The following is a 22,383-nucleotide window of genomic DNA, read 5'->3' as shown; positions in this document are numbered from 1 at the left end:
AAATAATGAAAAATATATTAATTGCTTTATTCGCTCTTTGCATTTTTCAATCTTGTACAACCGAGAAAACAAAGAACTCGAAACCGAATGTCATTCTCATCTTTATGGATGATATGGGCTATGGAGATTTATCAAGCTATGGTGCTACTGGATTTAGTACCCCCAATATTGACAGATTAGGAACTGAAGGTGTGCGGTTGACAAATTTTCTAGCCGCTCAGGCCGTTTGTTCAGCTTCTAGAGCCGCTCTTTTAACAGGCTGTTATCCAAATAGAGTTGGAATTACAGGGGCACTATTTCCTAATTCGCCAATTGGTCTAAATCAAGAAGAAACCACTATTGCCGAAATGTTTAAGAGTGTAGGCTATAATACCGCAATGTTTGGTAAATGGCATTTAGGTGATAACGATGAGTTTTCACCTTTAAATAATGGTTTCGACAAGTATTTAGGTTTGCCATACTCAAATGACATGTGGCCCGTTGGCTTTGATGGAAAAGTGGCTACAGATACCAGTCATTGGAGGTCTAAAATGCCGCCATTATATCTCTTAGACGGAAAAGAAAAAGTGAAAGAGATGAAAACCTTAGAAGATCAAGCTGAACTAGTCTCAACCTATACAAATGGTACTATCGATTATATCAAGGCAAATAAAGAAAACCCTTTCTTTATTTACTTAGCTCATAATATGCCGCATGTTCCTATAGCTGTACCAACCGAATTTGAAGGTAAAAGTAACCAAGGGCTATTTGGTGATTTAATGATGGAAATTGATGAGTCTGTAGGACAAATAATGAATAGTTTAAAAGAAAATGGTTTGGACGAAAACACTATAGTTATTTTCACTAGTGATAATGGTCCATGGCTAACTTTTGGAAACCATGCTGGTTCAGCTGGCGGTTTCAGAGAAGGAAAGCAAGTTAGTTTTGAAGGTGGTATGAGAGTGCCTTGTTTAATCAGATGGCCTAAAATGATTGAAGGTGGAGCTGTATTCAATAAACTAAGTAGCACTATTGACCTTTTTCCAACTTTAGCAAGTGCCGTCGGAGCTCAGCTTCCCGAGAAAAAAATTGATGGAATTAATTTGCTTTCTGCCTTAACCGAGGATACTTCTCTTAATCCAAGAAAGCAGTTCTACTATTATTATGGTAAGAATAATTTGGAAGCAGTTAGGGAAGGAAATTGGAAACTAATATTGCCTCATCCAGGCTTAACTTATGAAAACACCAAGTTTGGTAAGGACGGCTTTATGGGTGCCCCTAAAAGGAACCATCCATACGAAATGCAGTTGTTCAACCTAAATACAGACCCAGGTGAGACTTATGATTTAAAGGAAGACTTTCCTGAGGTAATAGAAAGGTTAATGATTTTAGCAGAGGAAGCGAGGGCCGACTTAGGAGACGACTTATCTTCCATTGAAGGAGCTAATAAAAGAAAACCAGGAACAGTAAAATAAATTCCTAAAGGTCGCTTAATAATTTCCGACTATAGCTCCATTTATTAAATTAAATGGAGCTTTTATCATTATTTCAAACCTCAAAAACAACCTCTCCATAAGGTAATCGTAAGCGTTCGTTAGTAATTCCCTCTGGCAGGCCTTTGCCGCAGGCTACTATAATACTTACGTCGGCAGACTTTGGTAAATCAAGAGCCTTTCTAACCCAAGCCGAATCAAAGCCTTCCATAGGGCATGTGTCATATCCCTGGTCTTTCATGGCTAGCATGAATGTTTGGGCGGCTATTGCCACAGATTTATTAGAAACTACTTTACTATCCTGCTTTCTCGTGAAACGCATCATTGGCTTACCGTTTAGCACTCTCCAGAGCAAAACCAAACGTCTGAAAATAGAATTTAGCGGCCATAGCGAATTATCATAAAAGAGCTTCATCATAGTTTCATAATAATGAATACCTCTTTTCTCTCGCTTGCTGAGCTCCTGCCTATCCCCTACCTTGTTTTTAATCTGCTGAGCGTTCCAGTTGGCTCGCTTTTCCCATAGGTCTTGCCTACTCACAAAAACCACCATCTCAGATGCCGTTCTGGCCGCACCCTGATTTAAACAAGCTTCTGAAAGTTCTTTAAGTTTATCGGCCGATTTCACTCTGTAAAACTCCCAAGTCTGGAGGTTTGAAGAGTTAGGCGAAAGTATCGCTAATCGAAGTGCTTCGGTCACCCTTTCATGCTTAAACACATGTTCCGTATCAAATTTCCTGATAGAACGCCGGCTTTCTACTATTTCTTTAAAGGTCATTTCAATGATTTTAAACCAAATTTAGAAAATACCTTTTAAAGATACGGATTCAGAAATAATACCTAATCGAGCATCTCACTCAGCTCTCTCCAAAGGTCGTTTTGAAAATTAAGTCCAATCTGCCCGCTTGGAGAATCTCCCATTCTTAAAACCACCAAGTTTTCAGAAGGTATTATGTTTAACAACTGACCATTTAAACCCATAGCGGCTATCATATCTACCGGAGCCGTGGGGCTTAACATTGTAGGAAAAACGGTTTGAATACTCGGCACCATCCCGCTAGACTTTCCATTTAACCACCACAGGTAACCATAGGCCTCATTAAGGTTTTGAGAGGTATTAATCATTTCATTAAAATAGGTTTTATCTGACATGATAGTTTCACCATCCCAATCACCATTATTTAACATCAACAAACCAAACCTTGCAAATGACCTCGCATCAGAAAAGTAGACATTATCATTATCCACAAACTGCCAAAAGCCTGTCATCCCTATTTTATCTCTAAGGTTTTCCTGGTAAAAAGAATCAAAACTCTCTCCCACGGCACTACTCACCACATTGTGTAGCGATGTATAAGAACCGTTATGATAGTCCCATCGGGTGCCTGCATCGGCCTTATATTGCAAACAGTTTGGTTCAAAACAATGAGAATCTGCTACGTCAATATCTAAACCGGAGGTCATATTGAGTTGATTTTTAACAGTAATAAGGTTCTCTTTTTCTAATGGAAGTGCCGTCCAGTGTTCCCCTAGATATTTAGAGGTTTTATCTTCAATATTCAGTAAACCTTGCTCCTGAGCCAAGCCTACAGAAAAAGAAACTAAAGTTTTACCAGCAGATGCCCAATACCATAAACTTTCTTGGCTAAAGTCATTCGAGGTCAAAATTTCCTTTCCAAAATACTCCTCTACCACTATTTTACCATCTTTTAAAATCAGGAAAGCTCTGGTGTTATTGATTTCTAAAAAAGCCTTTAAAGCCTCCAGTTCTTGGTCGGAAATACCTAAAAGAGATTTATCTACCTTTTCCCATTCTGTTTCAGAAGGAAAATAAAGGTTGCCGTCTAGCGTGCCCTTGGGGAGGTCTTCGTCAGCTTTGCAGCCAAACATTAGCGTAAGAAGTAAAGCCGTAATTAGCGTTTTCATGTGTCATAATTTGTTTTTGAAATAAAGACAAAATTCTCGCCAAACTAACGCAGAGTACCTATAAAATAGTGTTTTAAGAGTTAAGCTTCACAGCAATTTTCCATGCCGCAGTCTTCGTTTTCAAATTCCATCTCTATAGTTACGTGTTCTACATCCATGTGTTGTAACTCATGCCTGATTGCTTTTTTCATAGCGGCACGGTTAGCTTTCTCTTTAACTACTGCGTGAACAGTCATGACATTAAACTCGCCATCCATAGACCAAACATGTAAATCATGCACATCTAAAACACCTTGAATAGTCTTAAGCTTTGCTTTGATATCTTCCACTTCAAAATTCTCTGGTGTGCCTTGTAAAATCACTCTAAAAACGCTTTTCAGGTTTCCGTAAACATTAAAAAGCACATAAGCTGTTATGCCAATTGACAAAAGCGGGTCAATTATTTTCCATTTGAAAAAATACATCAAAACTGCACCGATTAGCACAGCAACCCAGCCAAGCACATCTTCCATTAGGTGAAGCATCACCGCCCGTTCATTTAAAGAAGTCCCTTTCTTTAATTTAAAAACCGCAGCACCATTAACCGCAATACCCAAAACAGCCAGCAGCATCATTCCTTTGGCATTAGAACTTTCAGGGTTCATAATACGAGGAATAGCCTCTGTCAGCATAAAAACTGAACCTACCACCAGTACAATGGAATTTACCAAAGCCCCAACTAATGAAAAACGCTTATAACCATACGTATAAGTTTTATCACTTCCTTTGTTTGACTTCTTCTGAAAATACCAAGCAAGACCCAATGAAAGGCTGTCGCCCAAATCATGCAAAGCATCAGAAAGAATGGCAACCGAATTTGTAAAAAAACCACCTATGATTTCAATAATGGTAAAAGACAAATTCAACCAAAAAGCAGTTGAAATATTCTCCGTACCGTGATGATGTCCATGAGCTTGTCCGTGATGATGATGTCCTGACATGATTTTTTTGTTTGATGTTTGTTGTTGGATGTCTGGTGAATGATGCCTGATGCTAGATGCTGGGGGTATCATGATTGATGTCTTTATCCAACAAGTCCGATGTCTTTCGTCTTATATCTTATAGACCACCGTCTTACACCCCCAAGAGTCTTCTCTCTTTTGTCTTACGTCTTTTGACCTAGTAACCATCACAAATTTATAGCAGAAAGCCATGCAACAGGGCTGCAAAGCGTATTTTTGATTAAAATCAGGTGTTTATCAATAACTCAAAGCTAAATCTTAAAAGTGAATTATTATATTCACGTCATGCAAGAAAAATCTGAACTTATACTCCGTGACAAACTGGCTATTGAAAGAACGCATTTAGCAAATGAAAGAACTTTCCTCGCGTACTTCAGAACATCTTTTGTTTTTTTAGTGACGGGACTCACCTTTTTAAAACTTGATTATTTTACAGAAATCAGTTGGCTTGGCTGGACATTTATAAGCCTCTTTCCCTTTATTTTAATCTTTGGAGTTATTCGGCTTTTTAGGGTTAAAAAGAATGTGAATGAGATGTATATTTTTGAGTGAGTGCTTTTCTGGCTCTTTGAATATAGCACTAAGATTTCATTGATTAGACACGAGCATTTTAATACAAAAAAATCCGCATTTCAGAATTACTGAAATGCGGATTTTCATTTTAAAGAGCCCTTTCTTATTTCTTCAAGTTCGCTAAGTACTCTACCACGTCTCTCATGTCTCTTTTGCTCATGATGCTACCCATAGGCGGCATACCTGATGGCATATTTTCTCTCTTTGCTATTCTCGATATTGGAATTTCAAGCGGTTCGGCATCACCCGTAGTTATTATAAGCTCATCTGCTCTTTCTTCTGCTAAGATTCCTGTAACTTCTTGACCATCTTTTAAGGTTAAGTAAATAGTACCGTAACCAGGGGATAACCTTGCACTTGGGTCTACCAGTGCTTCTACTATTTGCTCACGTGTAAGTGTTTTACCAATGCTGCTTAAATCTGGTCCTACGGTGCCACCTTGACCATTCACCACATGACATCTGATGCACTGCCCCGTAGAGTTATTATTAAAATATCTTCCACCTTGATAGCGGTTACCTCCATTCATCACACCTGCATATTCATCTAAAATATTACCTTTAGGCATAGCCGCAGCCAATTTTTCTTTCAAGGCATGTGAATCACCTGCTCCTACAGCTTCGGATAAATCTAGCGTAAGGGCTGCTGGCAATTCTTTAGCACTTAACTTGTCTATCAAACTACTCAAAACCTCTGACGTCTTCTCTGCTGGCATCATACCCAAACTTTGAATTAGCTTCTGCTGCTCTCTTTGGCTTCCTTTTTCCAATACACTGTTTACCATTTCTGGTAATAACTCCATTGAGATGTTAACCTCACTTAGCATACCTAGAGCCGTTGTTCTGACCGCTCTGCTTTTATCTGCTAATGCTTTATTAACCATGCTGCTAATTTGAGGATACTTCAATGCAGCCAATGATGTCAAAATACTCGATTTTACATCACTTGAAGAAATTTTGTCATAAATATCAGCCAGTGAATTATTAAAACCTCTAATGCCTAAATCTCTCAATAATTGAGATGCTGCTCCTAAAACCGCAGGATCTTTAGAATCTAGGAAGCTGGCCATTTTAGGAATAACCAAGTTTCTAATTTTCTCTCCATCTCTTTTTACTTCGCCTCTGTATCTTCCGTCTACTCTATCTAAAACAGATGGTTCTGCCCAGTTTCCTAGAGCGGCTAAAGCTTCTGCTTTCATGGCCTTTGGAGCTGTACTACTTTGAGCATAAGCTAAAACATCATTTAGTTGTTTATCTCCACCTACTCTTAGTGCAGCATTAATAGCTCTTCTAAGAATAACCTCTGATGTTAAATTTGGTCTATTTATTAGTTCTGCCAATGCTGGTAAAGCAGCTTCTACTGAGAAATCATCATTAATAGCTCTTGCCGCTTCGGCTACTATATATTCTTCGGAGTCATTAAGATACTCCGCCACTTTAGGGTCTTGCCATTTTCTTAGCACCAAAACACCAGCAGTTCTAACAGCCTTTGATGAGCTTTTTTGCATAGCATAAACTGGTGCTTTATTTCCTATTCTGCTTAATGCTAAAACAGCAGCATGTCTCAGGTAATTATCTTCATCGTTATTGACCTCAATCATTTTAATTAAATCATCCGCCGCCGCTATTGCCATGGTTCTACCTAAAGCCTGAGCAGCATAAAACTGAACTCTAGGGTTTGAAGATTTCAATAATCCGATTAGTTTTTCACCCGCACCTTCAAACTTCACATCACCAATTACCTTGGCCGTTTGAGCAACTATCTCTCCATCACCATCATTCAAATAAGTTACTATTTGACTTGCTGCATTCTTATCCTTCGCTGCTATTTGACCCATTCCCCACAATCCATGCACTCTAACCAGTTGATTTTCTTTTTGAGCAATGGCTTTCAGCAATGTCTTCGTTTGATTGGCATCAACCAAAGCAAACTGAGCTTTCTGACGAATCCTCATGTCTGGATTGAAAAGTAACTTATATAATTGCTCTGGCGTTTGCCATGCATAATCTAGGGTCATCAACCTTTTCGTTTCTGCTCGTTCTGTGGCAAGGTCTGTTTCTTTCGTGTCAATCTTCCAAACGCGGCCGTAATTCTTAGTATCCCAACCGTTAATCCAGTCCGCAGCATAAAGAGCTCCATCTGTTCCAAATCGGATACCAGTAGCCAAAACACCACCTACCATATCAACCTCAGAATTAAAGTCAAAACTGGCACCTTTAGGTTTTAAGTCAAATGACCAAATGTGGGCTCTAGAAGGAGCTCCGGTAAACTCAACTAAGAAAAACTTATTAAGCCAATTTGACCCCAAAGCTGTCCCCGGGTTAAACTGCATTCCTGTAGGACCATTATGATAATTTCTGATTGGTGGTAAAAAGTACGCGGCCTGACCATCCCATCGTGGCTTGTACATTTCTTCGTCCATCCATACTTTGTAGCCATTATTTTTGTCATCGGTATATTTACCAAACTGCCAGTTAATACGCCATCCAGAATCACTTCCTTCTACTATATGTACTAATCTTTCAGACTCCCCACGGTGGTCACCGTCATTATCTGAGCTTATGATATTACCGTAGGCATCAAAAACAAATTCATGCGTATTTCTGTGACCATGAGAAAAAACCTCGAAGTCTGAACCATCAGGGTTACACCTTACTATCACTCCTTGATTAGGATAATGATGTTTTTTGCCGGCTTGGTCTGTAAAGCTTAATCCTGGGTCACCTATTCCCCAATAAATCTTTCCATCAGGTCCTTCTATTAAACCTGACATTCCGTGGCCACCAAAGCCAATATGAATGTTAAATCCAGTGGCAATTGACGTTTTTTTGTCATAAAAGCCATCTTTATTTGTGTCTTCTATTCTCCATAAATCAGGACCAATTCCAATAAAAGCGTCATTTCTTCTAATTAAAACTGCACCAGCCACGTCAGTAATTTCTTCATGAAAGTCTCTTAGCACTTGAGTAGACACATCCGCTCTTCCGTCACCGTCGGTGTCTTCTAATCGCCAGATTTCATCTTTCTCCACGGTTAAGTCACGCCAGTCATGAACTCCATCTTCATTTAAATCTTTTAGCCATTCATTTTCTTCTGAGTTTTCTGCAGCAAAAATCCTACGTAAAAAAGCCCTTCGCTCTTCCACAGACTGCAAAGAAATTGATTCTGTCATCCAGTCGCGATGCCCTCTAATATCAAACTCAGAGTTCTTTTGACGATTGGTTCTGGTCAAATATATTCTATTTTGGTCATCTATTGACATAGCAATAGGGTCCGGTGCTAGCGAGTCTGTAGCCCAAAGGTTTATTTTCAAACCTTCTGCCAATGTAATAGGTGTACTACCTTCTATATCCTCTGTCAGCTGTGCATTAGAGCTATCCGCAATTTTGGAAATAATACCGCCTGGTTTATTGGCGACTTTCATGCAAGACCACACCAAAACGGCAGCAAATGCAAACAAGGAAACTCTAAAAATATTCTTCTTCATAAGGGTTATTTAATTTCTAACATCAATACTACGCATTTTGAGCATATTTTGATAGCTAGGCCTTTAAATTGTCGACAAATAAGAAGTATAAGATGTACGTATCATAATAGCTCAGCAAAAACCATTTAGCACCTCGCCAAGCTTTTTCCCATACAGAGTTACATCTACTATGATAATATTAAAGCGATTTCAGATTCTTTCTTTACCGATTTGGATTTTTTGAATGTGCTTATTTTCAATAGTCAAATACAATCCCTAATTTTTGAAATGAAATTCAACCATAACCTAAACTTTATAAAAATCTAGGTTATACTAATTACTTATTAAAAATGAAATCAAACGTTAACTCTAGAAGAAAGTTTCTTAAAACATCTGCTCTGGGAGCAGCTGGTTTAGCTTTTTCAGCCAAAAGTTATGCCCGTATTATAGGTGCTAACAACAGGCTCAACATGGCAACTGCAGGTCTAAACGGACGAGGTAGAGCCCATTTAAACATGGCAAAGTCTTTAAGTAAATCACTTAATGTGATTGGTCTTATAGACCCTGACGCTAGAACCTTTGCCAGGGTTCAATCTGACTATAAAAGCATTCTAGGCAATGCCAAAATATACGAAGACTTTAGAAAAGTTTTAGACAATAAAGATTTGGACGTGTTAACCATTGCTGCCCCTGACCATTGGCATGCCCCTATGGCTATTTTAGCCATGCAGGCAGGTAAAGACGTTTATTTAGAGAAACCTTGCTGTCATAACCCAGAAGAGGGTTATTGGCTAAAAGATGTAGTTGCCAAAACGGGCAAAACATTGCAAATTGGCAATCAACAACGCTCTGCACCTACTTCTAGAAGCCTTGTTCGTGATTTGCGTGAAGGAATAATAGGCGATGTATATTATGCCAAGGCATGGTATGAAAACAACCGTGGAAGTATAGGCACAGGAAAAATAGCACCAGTACCAAGTGAGTTAAACTGGGATTTATGGCAAGGGCCAGCACCTAGAAAAGAATATAAAGACAATTATGTACATTATAATTGGCATTGGTTTTGGCACTGGGGCACGGGCGAAATAAGCAACAATGGTCTGCACGAAATGGATATTGCTAGATATGCTCTTGGTGTAGACTTGCCATCAAAAGTTTCATCAGCAGGTGGAAGATTTACACAGAAAGACGATTGGGAATTTTACGATACTCAAAATGTGTCTTTTGAGTTTGCAGAAGGTAAAATGCTAAGCTGGGAAGGAAAAAGTGCTAACGGTATGGACGTACATGGCAGACCGGGAGGAAGAGGAACCTGGATTTACGGCACCAACGGAACAGCTGTGGTAGATAGAGGCGGTTATATTATTTATGACAAAGCCAACAATATCATAAAGTCTGAAAACGAGCGAAACAGTAGCTCTTCTGTAGATACTTTAGGTATTACTGGAATGGACAATTACCATATGCAAAACTTTGTGGATGCCATCCAAAAAGGAGAAGCCCTTAACTCACCTATAGATGAGGCCGTAAAAAGTACTTTGCTTTGCCATTTAGGAAACATGGCTCAAAAAACTGGCAAAACACTTACATGTGACACTACTACAGGAAAACCAAATGATGCCGAAGCTATGCAGCTTTGGGGCAGGTCTTATGAAAAAGGTTGGAAACCGGTGGTTTAGAAATTAAACAATATTTTATTGGAAGCAAATGGGGAAACCTATTTGCTTTTTTCTTTTATAAAGTCTTTTGTTTTATTATCGGCTCTTGATTTAAGAACAACCTGCTTTATGACATTAATAATTAGAGCTACAGAAGAGCATTCCTCTCAAATTCTAAAAATAGGAAAGACCGCATGGCTAGAAACGCATGGTCGCAGTGCCAAGAAAGAGGATATTGACCTCTATATAAATAAACATTACACAGAAGACGCTCTTAAAAAAGAATTACGAGACCAAGAAAACATCTACCACATTATTTACCACAATAATGAACCTGCTGGCTTTTCTAAATTGATTCTTAATAAAAAACCAGCCAATCTGAAATTGCCGAACACGGCTTCTTTAGACAGAATATACCTCAGTAAAGATTTTCATGGCAAAAGGCTGGGGCTAGAGCTTTTTACATTTAATAGAGACTACGCTCAAAAAGAAAAGCAAACCGGCATATGGCTCGCTACATGGATAGAAAATTCTAAAGCAATCGGTTTTTACTCAAAAATAGGCTTTGAAATAGTAGGAAAGTATGATTTCCAAATCTCGGCTAGGCATTCCAATCCAAACTACATTATGTTTCTGAGCTTTTAAACAAAAAAAGCCAGCGTCAAAAGACACTGGCTTATAAAATAATATTTTGTCATTATTCTTTCACAAATTCACCTGCTACTACTATCTGAACTTCATGACCTAAAGAAGCCGCTGGGCTATCACCAATACCAAAAGTGGTACGATCCAATTCACCAATTGCTTTCAAACCAATCATTAGTTTCTGATTTCTTGGATGAGTAACGGGTCCTTTAAGTGTTACCGCTAATGTTACAGGAGCCGTTTTACCTTTCATAGTAAGGTTACCGAGCATTGTATATTTTCCGCCCGACACTTTCTTAAAAGACGTACTTTTAAAGGTGATTTTTGGATGATCGGCAGCATTGAAGTATTCTTCAGCTTGCAAGTGTCCGTCTCTTCTTTCATTGTCCGTATCAATACTGGCAACATCTGCACTGAATTCAAAAACAGCGTCAGATAAGTCTTCTTTAGAAGAAGTGATTTTTGCATCATACACTTTAAACTTTCCACTCACATCAGAAAGCATCATGTGTGTAATTTCAAAACTTACACTCGAGTGTGATTTGTCAACATTCCAGACTTGAGCACTAGCTATAAAAGAGCAAAAAACGAAAAAGGCGATTAACGAAAAATTCTTCATATTGAAATATCTTGATTTGTGATTTACAAAGATGATAAAATCCGCTTGTGTAAATCTTCACTTTTATACAGTTCCCCCTTTTTTTTCGACGAATGGATAAAAAACATTAAAAAAAAACTGATTTTTTCAAGTTTTCTACGCAATCGATTGAAATTGAATTTTACGCAGAACATCTCGTATACTAAATAAGGTTCATGAGATTTTTTCTATTTTATCATCTCCTGATTTTCATGTTTCGTCGACCTTCTAATTCATTAAACCCTTGTTTTCAACCAATTAAAGAAATACCTTTGTAGAAACATTCACTTAAAGATATGTCTAACAAAGTTAAAATAGCTTTCTATACCGACTTCTCAAATGAATCTCGGGTAGCTTTAAATACTCTTATTTTTAACACTTGGGGATTTGATTTTGATTTGGATATTTTATGCCTTTCAGAAAAGGATAATATGGAATATTCTAAGTCAGAAATGGAAGGTTTAAAAAAAGAGCTTGACTTTAATTTAGAAAACGGACATCAAATTAAATCGAAGATATTCAGCACAGAAGAAGAAAAGTTACTTCTTAGTCATTTAAATAATGAAGACTACTTTTGTTTAATGATTGGGGTCTCCAGCTCAGAAACAGAATGGAAGCCAGGTAACATTCTTTACAACTTTTATTATCACATAAAAAAAGATTTAATCATAATACCTCTAAGTCATCAAGTTAAAATAGAAAATAGAGGTATGATCGCTTTGGAATTTGAGAACCTTGAAAAATTATATGCATTAAAAAAGTCTGAAGAGTTCTTTAAATTCTATTTTGCCAAACTCAAATTAGTTATAATCTCTGATGATTTGTTATCAAAAGATGACAATGAGATGATAACTGAATTTACTGCCAAAATTTTACCAGGAATAGATATTCAAATTGTTAACTTCGAGAAAGCTGTTACACAAGAGTTAATCCTATACTCCGTATTAGAATCACCTATTGATTATTTTATATATTTTAATGATGATTACTTAGAAGATGTGGTTCATGGTAAATTAGAAGCTGCTATTTTACCCGGTATACACAAATTCACTTTAGCAAGAGTTTGGATAAATGACGAATTATTAGAGAATCTCAAATACGGCGAAGCGGCAACTGAAAAACTCCAACTAAAAACCTTTGAGGAGGATTACATTTCACAATAAAAAAGTACACTTTATCAACAAAACACTTCACAAACTATGTGTAGACCTTAACTGGTCTACACTTTTTTTTGCTTCCACTATCTATTTAGGCTAGTAACAATTACAGTCTAGAAAACTTTATACTGCTCATAGCTTTTCATAGAATCACCTTTAACTAAGGAAGAAACCCATTAAAATCTTGACCATTCAGGTGATCTTGAAAAGGCTATAATCAAAATATCAGACAAAAAGAATATAGGAATAATACAACTAATATGCCTAGAACGAATACAATAAACGAAAAACTAATACTTCTCACCCATTTGAAAATTTAAAAATTGCATGAAACCAAGAACAATATCAAAAAAAATGCCCACAAAGAATGTTACCGTTAAATAATTCAAGATTGCGAAATAAGAAATTCAAACAGGAAAAGTCTATTTAAAAGCTTTCAGCTTAAAGTAATCCAAAACAACAAAAAACAGTAAATAGATTGAATATTAACAAGTTACAACATATCTTTGCATTTATCAAAAGCTATAAACCGCTTTACCTAATAATTAGAATAATACACTTACTACCCATTCTATTGGTTGGATTTGGTCTGCATTATTAGAAAGGTAATTTTATGCTTCGTATTTTTATTAATCGCTAAGGGTTGCAAGAGAACCATGTCAGAAATTATAAATATTGCTTTTTGTACTAACTTTTCGGATGTTTCAAAAGACTCTCTGGAGAGTATTATGTTTAATACTTGGGATTTTCAATGTAATATCCATCTGATTCACTTTGTTCAAAATGAAGAGGAATTTGAGGCTCAGGAAAAGTTAGATAACTTGGTAGAGGAAACTAAGTATTCAGCCAGTGAAAGCCAGCACATTTTCGGCAAACTATTTAATAAAGATGAGTTTGACCAAATGATTGATATTTTGAATACCTCTAATTATCAAATTATTGCTTCAGGAATGCCATTTAAAGTTTCAGGGAAAAAAAGTTCTTTTATTTCCCTTCTAACTGAAAAAGTCAATAAAGACTTAACACTTATTCCTCAGGGGCACCAACTTAAAATAGAAAACCGTTCAACCATAGTTGTTGATTCTGAAAACCTGGATAACCTCTATTTGACAAGCCTTTTTGAGGAGTTTTACAAGTTTTTACATACCAAAATCACCATCTTCCTTCTATCAGATACAGTTCTTGAAAAAAAGGTTTTAGCAGAATTTGAGGAAAAAATCAAGACGATTATGCCAGACCTTGATTACAAAATAATAAATCATGATAGAAGTAACTGCTTGGAAAACCTTAAAGAAGAAATAAGAAAAGATGGTATAGATTACCTCATTGTTTTCAAAGGTGACTACTTTGAACAATTCATGCTCAACTTAATAAAAAATAATGATCAAAATCTGACGTGGAATTTTTCACTATATCGAAGCTACGTTAATCCTGAAATTATTCAAAACATAAAAAACGGTGTTGACCCTTACCCAAGAATCAGACTAAATTATGTTATTTCATGAGCAAAGCTGTTAAGATTGGTTTCTGTACAGACTTTTCTAAATCTTCTGAAATATCACTAGAAACACTACTATTTAACGTATGGAGCTTTGAATGTGACATTCACCTTTTCCATTTGGTAGAAGACGACAACCGAGATGATTCCTATGCAAGACTATGCCAACTTCAAGAGGAATTAAGTAACTCTCTTGATAGCTATCAAAACGTAGAAGCTTTCCTTTTTGAAAAAGGAGAATCACTGAAACTAATAGAATTCCTTAATAAGGGAAATTATATTTCAGTCTCTATAGGAATCACCTCCTTTAAAAGTGATTCTATCATGAGTGCTTTCATTAAAGAACTCTATCAAAACTTAGAAATGGACTCGGCAGTTATTCCTATTAACCATGAGGTCAAAATAGAGAATAAGGGCATGATAGGCATGCAATACGAACATTTGCACTACTTATACGCCTTAAGGAAATATGAAGAATATTTCAGGTTTCATTACGCTCGCCTAAAGATATTAATCCTTTCAGAAACATCCTTTTCCAACACTAAACTCCTAGAAGTTAGAGAAACTATAGATAGTATCTTAAAAGACATCAAATATGAGCTAGTAGTTATCAATAAGAGCAAGGCAGATAAAGGCATACTGCAAGAAATAGAAAACACACCTTTAGACTACTTCCTCTTTCCTACTGATGATTATTTCCATTCTTATATTAGCAATTCCATAGAAAAAGATAGTTTTCCTGGTGAATTGAAATTCTCTTTGATAAGACTCTACATTACACCAGAAAACATTAAACGGGAATCTTCATTTCAAAGGATAGAATTAAAACCAGTCTAGGCTTCGTTTTTCTTTAACTCAAAATGGAAAGGAAGAAACTCCTGTACGTCATCTGCCATAAAAACGTCATCCTTGCCGTCCCACATCCATATTTCAATGGGCTGTTTTTGCCGGTTTCTAATATCAGATATTACCTGTAAGCAGCCAGCACACGGTACCAATGGATTTGGCACTTCATACTTCTCAGATTTTGCGTGTACCACTATTCGTTTTACTTTATTATGAAGGTCTTTAGCACATTGAAAAAGAGCTACTCGCTCAGCACATAAGCCAGACGGGAAAGAAGAATTCTCCTGGTTTGCTCCCAATACCACCTCACTATTTTCTAGCTCTACAGCACAGCCTACATAAAACTCTGAATATGGGGCAAAGGATTTTTCAGTTGCGTTTACAGATAAGCGTAAAAACGACTGCAAATTCGCCTCTAAGTTTGAAAATTTTAATTGTTTTAGTTCTACTGTTTTCTTCATTAACTTAATTGTGTTCTTATAAATCGGTTACTCTTACTACCGACGTATAACGCCCAAAAACATCTACAGAAACCACTTTTCCGTTTAATTTGACTTTTATCTTTTCCTGTTTCAGCGGGTCATTCCATGCATCATAAACTAAAAGTAACGCCTCTGTACCTGCTTCGTTATATTTTACAGCTACCAGCTGAGTTTTATCATAAAGTGAATAAGATGGTAAAATTGCATCGCCAGCAGTAAATCTACCATTTTCTCTAGCAGATGAAACAAATTCCCAGTTAGTATTAGCTTCAATAATATCGGCATTGACACTTACTGCCCATTTGCCTCCTTCCCATCGGTCAATATTTCTATAATTTTGAATAGCATACTGCCCTGTAAGTTTAGGAGAAAATGAAGTAGCAACTTTATTTCCTTTGATATCATAAACCTCCGTGGCTGCTCCTAAATAATCATTTTGTTCTCTTCTGCTATACGGAACCGACCATAACTCTCCACCATCGCAAAAAGCAAAAGCCCAAACAGCAGCATTATGCATAGCCGACGGAAACACCATAGGTTTAGTATCCACAGAGAGTGTTCTTCCCTTACTATCTGTAAACCATTCTTTACCCATTTCAAAGCCCCCAACGTATTCTTGATTATGCCACCACATCAAAATACTCTGTTTATTAGGTTGAAACTTCTTATTCATCATGTGCTGCAGAAGCATGTGCTGTACGTAGCCATAATTGGTAGGATAATTTAAATAGCCTCCCACATAATTGATATCGGCATTATTCAGGTAAAAACTGTTAATAGAAAACGGACTCTTTGCGTTTTGTTGCGTATCCCATTGACCCAGATTACCAGTAAACTTTATATCGTTAGTTAACTCATACTTATAATTATTCCCTTCTATGTTAACCCTATTCAGAAAAAACAAACCATGTGGCCAAAGTGACAATGTAGTGTTTGGGTATTTTGCTTTGAAAGCGTTCAAGCAACGCTCTAACTTATAAATGGATTTGCCGTACGGGCTACGTAAAGCTTCCCAATTAAGCACTAAATGCCCTACATTTTGATACCTATTAAGTACATACTTTTCAAAATTCCTGTATAGTAAATCCTCATCTACCTTATCTAGCCATGCATTCACTTCTTCTTGCGAAACCGAATAGGCTGGCGGTGCTCCGCTTTTATAAAGCCACTCATCATAATCATAATAAACTCGCTGCTCTTTAGGAGACACAAAACTGTTGGTAAATGTATAGCCTTTTCTGCCTGCGGAGTTACTTTCGTCATCGTATATCATGAAACTAGTCATGCCTAACTTGTTTTTTGGCAAACTATAGTCGGGAAAATACTTATAAAATTGAGGTAAATGTGTATTACTTATTTCATCAGGAAAATCATCCGGCATAAAGAAGTACTCCAAGTTTCCTTCTTTCCAGTGGTTTCTATTTTCACCTGGAATATGTACAAAATGCTGAACAAAAGGCCCACCATTCCAAGGTAGGATATTTTCCATTTGTAAAACCACCGGAGCAAAATCAAAACCTCGCATGGCTTCCACATTGGCATCTTTAAGCTTATTATCTCTTACCTCTCTAAAATGCTCGGTTTCCCAGAAAACAACCTTCTTATGATTTAAATCGTCTTTCCAAACTTCATCCCACTGGCTGTCTGTCAATAAAAGGTTTTCACGAGAATCAACTTTAAGGTTTAGCAGTGAGGCTGTTTTCAAACTTTTAGCCCCACTTTCCAGATAGAGTTCACCCTTTGTGAAAGCTTCTTGGTCTGTAATTGAAATCCCTTTTCCTACTCTGGCGTTTTCAGAAGATGCTTCGCCTCGCACTATCACCTCTTCTGTGGTGGTTCCTGTGGATTGCGTCTGAGGATACATGCAAGACTCCGCAAAAGGAGCGAGTAAAAAAATGCTTAAATGATAAATTTTCATAAAGTAAATCTTACAATTCTAAAAGTGAATAGTATAACAAGAACGAACAGAAAGCCTCTTAGTTTTGTAAAAATAGAAGATTAATATGGAAGCCAATCACCAAATACCCGTTTTAGGCATGACCTGTGCAAACTGTGCAGGAAGTGTGGAACGTCTGCTTCAAGATACTCCCGGAGTAACAAAAGCAGCCGTAAACTATGCCAACGAGAAGGCTTATATCACTATAGACAGCGAAAGCACGGATTTAAGTCTCCTAAAAAAACAGATACAAGCCATAGGCTATGACCTCGTGATTGATGAAGACGAGTCCTTCGAAGAAGCGAAAGAAAGTCAGCTTCAAAAAGCTAAGAAAAACACCATCTGGGCAGGTATATTCTCTGTTCCGCTATTGATAATTGGCATGTTTGGTATGCACTGGCCTTACGCATCTTATATCATGTTTGCTTTGGCCACACCCGTTTTATTCATATTCGGACGGTCATTTTTTATCAATGCCTTGAAACATGGCAAACGTGGCGAAGTCAATATGGATACCCTAGTGGCTCTCAGTACGGGTATAGCCTACGCTTTCAGCCTTTTCAATACCTTTTACCCAACCTACTTCACAAACAAGGGACTAGAAGCTCATGTATACTTCGAAGCCGCTGGGGTGGTGATATTCTTTATTTTGATAGGTAAATGGTTAGAGGAAAAAGCAAAGTCAGGAACCTCAGATGCTTTGAAAAAACTGATTGGCTTACAGCCCAAAACAGTAATAGTCATTAGAAATGGCGAAGAAGAAACCTTAGCTATAAAAGATGTGATAGAGGGTGACCTTTTGGTGGTGAAACCAGGTGAAAAAATACCTGTAGACGGCACGGTCAAAAAAGGAGAATCTTACATAGACGAAAGCAGCATTAGCGGCGAACCAATGCCCCTTTTCAAATCAAAGAAATCCAAGGTTTTTGCAGGTACTATCAATCAAAAAGGAAGTCTGAGAATCTTGGCAAAGAAAATTGGCAAAGACACTTACCTTTCTCAAATCATTAGTATGGTGGAAGATGCTCAAGGCAGCAAAGCTCCAATTCAAAAAACAGTGGATAAAGTCGCCCGTATTTTTGTACCTACAGTAATCTTAATTTCCATTTTGACTTTTGTGCTTTGGCTAAGCCTAGGTGCAGAAAACAAATTGGCTTTAGGGATGCTTTCAGCTCTATCTGTTTTGGTAATAGCCTGTCCATGTGCATTGGGACTGGCCACTCCTACCGCTATTATGGTGGGCGTAGGTAAAGCTGCTGAGAATGGTTTCTTAATTAAAGACGCCGAAAGCTTAGAGCATGCTCAACACATAGACACCATAGTTTTAGACAAAACAGGAACCATAACCGAAGGCAAACCTTCTGTCACCAAAGTTAAATTCTATAAGGAATTAAGTTTTCAAAAAAGCTTAGTAAAAAGCCTAGAAGTAGCATCTGAACATCCTTTGGCTACTGCCATAGCTAAGCACTTCAAAGCGGAAGAAAGTATTGAAATTTCTGATTTTGAATCTATCACAGGAGTTGGTGTAAAAGGAAGCTACCAAAATCAAACTTACCTTATCACTAAACCTTCTTATGTAGAAAACATTTCGTCTGACAGCGTTAAACAAGACATAAGCCAACTTCAAAACGAGGGGAAAACCGTGGTGGCATTATCAAACCAGACCGAAATACTTGGCATTATAGCCATAGAAGATAGCATCAAGGAATCTTCTGCAGCCGCTATCTCTAAAATACTCCAGCAAGGCCTTGATGTCATTATGCTTACAGGCGATAATAAAAATACGGCTGCGGCAGTCTCAAAGTCTGTTGGCATTGAAACTTTTAAAGCCAATTGCCTCCCTTCTGACAAAAGTGAATTCATCAAAAAACTACAAGCCGAGGGTAAAAAAGTGGCTATGGTAGGTGATGGCATAAATGACACCGTGTCACTTGCTCAGGCGGATGTAGGAATAGCCATGGGTTCTGGTTCCGACATAGCTCTAGATGTGGCAAAAATAGCTATCATCTCTAATGACCTTATCAAAATACCCGATGCCATCAAACTCTCTAAAAAGACTATGAACACCGTGAAGCAGAATCTTTTTTGGGCATTTATTTATAATATTATTGGAATTCCGCTAGCTGCAGGAATTTTATATCCTGTAAATGGTTTTATGATAAACCCAATGATAGCAGGTGCCGCCATGGCATTTAGTTCTGTAAGCGTGGTGTTAAACAGCCTTAGATTAAAAGCAATAAAACTTTAGACAATGAAAGAATTACAATTCAAAACCAACATAAACTGTGGCAACTGTATCAAAACAGTTACGCCTTTCCTGAATCAATTAGATGAAGTAGACCAATGGAAAGTTGATACGGAAAACCCTTATAAAATTTTGACGATAGAGGGAGATGATATTACATCAGAGGTAATCGTTAATACCCTAGAAAAAGCTGGGTTTAAGGGGGAGGTTATTTAAATTAAATCCGTTACAAAGCCCCATTTACTCGTTTCGCTTTCCAGCATGGATTTCATTTTTTTATTGTAAAAAAACGAAACAAAAAAAGCAACACCCTGTAAACTCACACAGTCAAAATTCTTATTACAATCCTCCTTTATTTATAACTTTTCCGTTGAATTTAGACCGTATTCAAACAGTACAGGGCGAAATAAAGATTCATTCCGTTTCTCTTTCTTCTCAGATGATAGTATTAAAAAATCACACCAAACGGAATCTTTCCTTTGGCTTTCACGAGGGGTTACACCCCTCGCTACTAACATATCGCTCCGCTGGAGCTATTTTTAATTCAGCTTAAAGCAAATTTGATAAAATTAAAATCATCAATACCCCAGCGGGGTATAACACTAATAGAGAGGGGTAAAACCCCTCTTAAAGCACCTTATAAATACCATCCATTTGGCGGAATTTTGGCATATAAAGCCAAAATTGTGACAAATAATTAAGATGGCAAATAGAATTAATAATAGTGTGAGCCTATAATTCTTAAAGACAAATATTTCAAACAAGCCTAAAAAGCGTGATGCAAACTAAGCTGAATTTGTCTTTTCTTAACACTATTGGTCGTCTGTGTCATAAATGCTCCTTGCATTCGTAGATTATCGCATATTGAATACCCTAAACCTGAGTAGAATCTATTTCTATCAAAAAGCTCTACAGAGAAATTGTTAGTTTCTTTTCCTTTTTGGCCGTTTACAAACAACTCATTATATAAAGCTATATACACCGCACCTTTCTTTAAATCTGGCTGATTTAATGGCACGTTTAAGAAAAGGTTATAGCGATATCTAGTTCTGGTATCTAGGTCTGCTACCCAACGCTGCTCAAACCTAAAACGATGTGTAAAATAAAACCGATTGCCTACCTTATGAGGCAAAAGAGCTTCCTGATAAATTCTGCTTTCTGTACTTGTAGATTTATCACCCTTTCCCATGGCTCCTGAGGTTATATGTCCATAACCTAAGGTGAATTTCACATTATTATTTTTAGGGGAATACGTAAATCCTCCTCGTAATAATAGCTGTTCCAAATCACCTGCCACAGCCCAGTTTCTGTGTTGTATATCGCCCTGCATGCCAAATTGCGAGTTTTTAAATTTTGTATTCCAGAAATACATATACCAGCCACCCACTTGGTCATTTAGGCTTTGTGCCATTACCGAGCAACTGAAAAACATAAGAACAAAAAGAATACGAATCATTTAGAATTGGTTTTGTTGTTTTTCAAAAATAAGACCTAACGCTTAAAAAAAAAGGGTACTTAGACAAAATCACAACGGTAGTCTATCTACCTATATGATTTGTCTATGTACCCATCTATTATTTTTTTTGATGAATATTACTTAATCATCATGCGGCTTTGCTGTTTTTTGGCAGCAGTCTGGTAATCTGTCGTGGGCTTTTTGGTCGGCTACTATTTCGTCTGCATCATACCCTATTTTTGTGATGGCTTCTTTGATTTTAGCGGCATCGGTTTTCTTGGCATTAAAAGCTACTGTCACCACTTTATCATCTAGGTTTAGGTCCGCTTTTTCTACCCCTTTGGTAAGGCTCAAATCTCTTTCAATTCTGTCCTTACACATTTTACATATAGCTGATGTTTGAATGCTAACTACATTATCATATTTAGCGAAACTTTGAGCTTTAGCTCCAAAACTCATCAAAAACCCAAGAACTAAAAATCCTATTATTTTTTTCATATCCTAATCTACTTATTTTCTATTTAAACATTTACTAATAAACTGTTAATCAAATGGCTATTCGCCATCAGAACTAACTTCTGCTAAATCCATTTTACATACTGGGCACTTGCCAGCTTCTTCATAAACCTTGTCAGCTTCGCACTCCATTGGGCAGGCATAGTGCACATGAGCTAGTTCTTCAGAACCAGACATTTCTGTATCGCCGCTTTCGCTTGAGCAGGCACCCAAAAGACCTAAAAAAAGAACGCTTAAAACTAATTTGCTTTTCATCATTGTATTTAAATTTTATCAAGCGGTTTACGCTTGCCTGTTGTTTTATAATTACTTGGGGTCACCCCTACTATTTTCTTAAATTGGTTTGACAAATGTGCCACACTGCTATAATGTAAACTTTCAGCTATCTCACTTATTGTCAATTCATCATATGTAATAAGTTCTTTTACTCTTTCTATTTTTTGCTCTATCACATAATGCTCTATGGTATCCCCCACTTTGTTAGAAAAAAGACTGCTTAACCATTTATAGTCTTTGCCTACCATTTCTTCAATATATGCAGAAATAGTATATTTTTTCAATGCACTTTCTTGTTGATGAATCAATTTGGTAACAGCATTTTTGACAGCTTCCACATATTGATAATCTTTATCTAAAAGTAACTCAAATCCCAAACTTTCAAGCTCCTCTGCTAAGCTCTTTTGCTTCGCTGCACTCAATTCTTTTTTGAGCGGAACGCTACCTAGCTCTATATCGCCATAGGCTATACCAGAGGTATCTAAAAGTGTTTTCACACTCATAATACATCGGTCGCAAACCATGTTTTTTATCTTTAGTGTCTGCATTTTATCTTCATTTCACTGTCATCCTACTAAATAGATAATCTTCCT

General features: G+C 37.1%; 20 protein-coding genes. 9 read left to right on the top strand and 11 right to left on the bottom strand.

Annotated elements, in window-relative coordinates; genetic code table 11:
* Nucleotides 1–5 precede the first annotated feature (5 nt).
* The gene (locus tag AADJ06_RS15595; RefSeq protein WP_341227409.1) at nucleotides 6–1,454 is read left to right on the top strand and encodes a sulfatase; all 1,449 of its coding nucleotides are present in this window, start codon (nucleotides 6–8) and stop codon (nucleotides 1,452–1,454) included.
* A gap of 73 nt (nucleotides 1,455–1,527) precedes the next feature.
* Here the strand turns inward: AADJ06_RS15595 and AADJ06_RS15590 are convergent, their stop codons facing one another.
* The 3 genes from AADJ06_RS15590 to AADJ06_RS15580 all read right to left on the bottom strand — a co-directional run bounded on the left by AADJ06_RS15590 (nucleotide 1,528) and on the right by AADJ06_RS15580 (nucleotide 4,450).
* Complete coding sequence (locus AADJ06_RS15590) at nucleotides 1,528–2,250, bottom strand: nitroreductase family protein (RefSeq protein WP_341227408.1); 723 nt, start codon at nucleotides 2,248–2,250, stop codon at nucleotides 1,528–1,530.
* Nucleotides 2,251–2,312: 62 nt separating this feature from the next.
* Nucleotides 2,313–3,398, bottom strand: a complete 1,086-nt coding sequence (locus AADJ06_RS15585; protein ID WP_341227407.1) for a serine hydrolase — start codon at nucleotides 3,396–3,398, stop codon at nucleotides 2,313–2,315.
* Between the two features lie 80 nt (nucleotides 3,399–3,478).
* Nucleotides 3,479–4,450 (bottom strand): cation diffusion facilitator family transporter, encoded by a 972-nt coding sequence (locus AADJ06_RS15580; protein ID WP_341227406.1) that lies wholly within the window; start codon nucleotides 4,448–4,450, stop codon nucleotides 3,479–3,481.
* Nucleotides 4,451–4,684: 234 nt separating this feature from the next.
* Between AADJ06_RS15580 and AADJ06_RS15575 the strand changes: the two genes are divergently transcribed.
* A complete protein-coding gene (locus tag AADJ06_RS15575; RefSeq protein WP_341227516.1) occupies nucleotides 4,685–4,951 on the top strand; it encodes a DUF202 domain-containing protein in 267 nt (88 codons plus the stop codon).
* A 124-nt stretch (nucleotides 4,952–5,075) separates the two neighbouring features.
* On the opposite strand, the gene AADJ06_RS15570 is transcribed toward AADJ06_RS15575, so the two are convergent.
* Nucleotides 5,076–8,459: a HEAT repeat domain-containing protein gene (locus AADJ06_RS15570; RefSeq protein ID WP_341227405.1), complete on the bottom strand. Its 3,384-nt coding sequence runs from the start codon at nucleotides 8,457–8,459 to the stop codon at nucleotides 5,076–5,078.
* Nucleotides 8,460–8,788: 329 nt separating this feature from the next.
* Here AADJ06_RS15570 and AADJ06_RS15565 point away from each other — a divergent pair, with 329 nt between their 5' ends.
* Nucleotides 8,789–10,117, top strand: a complete 1,329-nt coding sequence (locus AADJ06_RS15565) for a Gfo/Idh/MocA family oxidoreductase (RefSeq protein ID WP_341227404.1) — start codon at nucleotides 8,789–8,791, stop codon at nucleotides 10,115–10,117.
* A gap of 108 nt (nucleotides 10,118–10,225) precedes the next feature.
* Entirely contained in the window at nucleotides 10,226–10,741 is a 516-nt protein-coding gene (locus AADJ06_RS15560; RefSeq protein ID WP_341227403.1) for a GNAT family N-acetyltransferase, read from the top strand.
* Nucleotides 10,742–10,793: 52 nt separating this feature from the next.
* Here AADJ06_RS15560 and AADJ06_RS15555 read toward each other — a convergent pair whose 3' ends face one another.
* The gene (locus AADJ06_RS15555; RefSeq protein WP_341227402.1) at nucleotides 10,794–11,360 is read right to left on the bottom strand and encodes a YceI family protein; all 567 of its coding nucleotides are present in this window, start codon (nucleotides 11,358–11,360) and stop codon (nucleotides 10,794–10,796) included.
* Nucleotides 11,361–11,674: 314 nt separating this feature from the next.
* Between AADJ06_RS15555 and AADJ06_RS15550 the strand changes: the two genes are divergently transcribed.
* The 3 genes from AADJ06_RS15550 (at nucleotide 11,675) to AADJ06_RS15540 (ending at nucleotide 14,870) form a co-directional block, all read left to right on the top strand.
* Entirely contained in the window at nucleotides 11,675–12,541 is an 867-nt protein-coding gene (locus AADJ06_RS15550; RefSeq protein ID WP_341227401.1) for a hypothetical protein, read from the top strand.
* A gap of 650 nt (nucleotides 12,542–13,191) precedes the next feature.
* Nucleotides 13,192–14,040 carry a hypothetical protein gene (locus AADJ06_RS15545; protein ID WP_341227400.1) on the top strand — a complete coding sequence of 283 codons (849 nt, stop codon included), beginning with the start codon at nucleotides 13,192–13,194 and terminating at the stop codon, nucleotides 14,038–14,040.
* Nucleotides 14,037–14,870, top strand: a complete 834-nt coding sequence (locus AADJ06_RS15540; RefSeq protein ID WP_341227399.1) for a hypothetical protein — start codon at nucleotides 14,037–14,039, stop codon at nucleotides 14,868–14,870. Before AADJ06_RS15545 ends, AADJ06_RS15540 begins: the two co-directional genes overlap by 4 nt.
* Here the strand turns inward: AADJ06_RS15540 and AADJ06_RS15535 are convergent.
* Both AADJ06_RS15535 and AADJ06_RS15530 read right to left on the bottom strand, forming a co-directional pair.
* A complete protein-coding gene (locus AADJ06_RS15535) occupies nucleotides 14,867–15,340 on the bottom strand; it encodes a cytidine deaminase (protein WP_341227398.1) in 474 nt (157 codons plus the stop codon). The two genes, AADJ06_RS15540 and AADJ06_RS15535, sit on opposite strands and share 4 nt — an antisense overlap.
* Before the next feature lie 16 nt (nucleotides 15,341–15,356).
* Complete coding sequence (locus AADJ06_RS15530) at nucleotides 15,357–17,279, bottom strand: hypothetical protein (protein ID WP_341227397.1); 1,923 nt, start codon at nucleotides 17,277–17,279, stop codon at nucleotides 15,357–15,359.
* A gap of 85 nt (nucleotides 17,280–17,364) precedes the next feature.
* Here AADJ06_RS15530 and AADJ06_RS15525 point away from each other — a divergent pair, with 85 nt between their 5' ends.
* Complete coding sequence (locus AADJ06_RS15525) at nucleotides 17,365–19,545, top strand: heavy metal translocating P-type ATPase (protein WP_341227396.1); 2,181 nt, start codon at nucleotides 17,365–17,367, stop codon at nucleotides 19,543–19,545.
* 3 nt (nucleotides 19,546–19,548) lie between these two features.
* A complete protein-coding gene (locus AADJ06_RS15520) occupies nucleotides 19,549–19,758 on the top strand; it encodes a heavy-metal-associated domain-containing protein (RefSeq protein ID WP_341227395.1) in 210 nt (69 codons plus the stop codon).
* A 550-nt stretch (nucleotides 19,759–20,308) separates the two neighbouring features.
* Here AADJ06_RS15520 and AADJ06_RS15515 read toward each other — a convergent pair.
* The 4 genes from AADJ06_RS15515 to AADJ06_RS15500 all read right to left on the bottom strand — a co-directional run bounded on the left by AADJ06_RS15515 (nucleotide 20,309) and on the right by AADJ06_RS15500 (nucleotide 22,338).
* Complete coding sequence (locus tag AADJ06_RS15515) at nucleotides 20,309–20,998, bottom strand: DUF2490 domain-containing protein (protein WP_341227394.1); 690 nt, start codon at nucleotides 20,996–20,998, stop codon at nucleotides 20,309–20,311.
* A gap of 141 nt (nucleotides 20,999–21,139) precedes the next feature.
* A complete protein-coding gene (locus AADJ06_RS15510; RefSeq protein ID WP_341227393.1) occupies nucleotides 21,140–21,496 on the bottom strand; it encodes a heavy metal-associated domain-containing protein in 357 nt (118 codons plus the stop codon).
* Between the two features lie 57 nt (nucleotides 21,497–21,553).
* A complete protein-coding gene (locus AADJ06_RS15505) occupies nucleotides 21,554–21,772 on the bottom strand; it encodes a heavy metal-binding domain-containing protein (protein WP_341227392.1) in 219 nt (72 codons plus the stop codon).
* A 5-nt stretch (nucleotides 21,773–21,777) separates the two neighbouring features.
* Nucleotides 21,778–22,338: an AraC family transcriptional regulator gene (locus AADJ06_RS15500; RefSeq protein ID WP_341227391.1), complete on the bottom strand. Its 561-nt coding sequence runs from the start codon at nucleotides 22,336–22,338 to the stop codon at nucleotides 21,778–21,780.
* Nucleotides 22,339–22,383 lie beyond the last annotated feature (45 nt).

Origin of the sequence: uncultured Arcticibacterium sp. (assembly GCF_964021845.1) — a bacterium.
Classification (GTDB): domain Bacteria; phylum Bacteroidota; class Bacteroidia; order Cytophagales; family Spirosomataceae; genus Arcticibacterium.
This window is presented reverse-complemented; position numbering and strand designations above follow the sequence as displayed.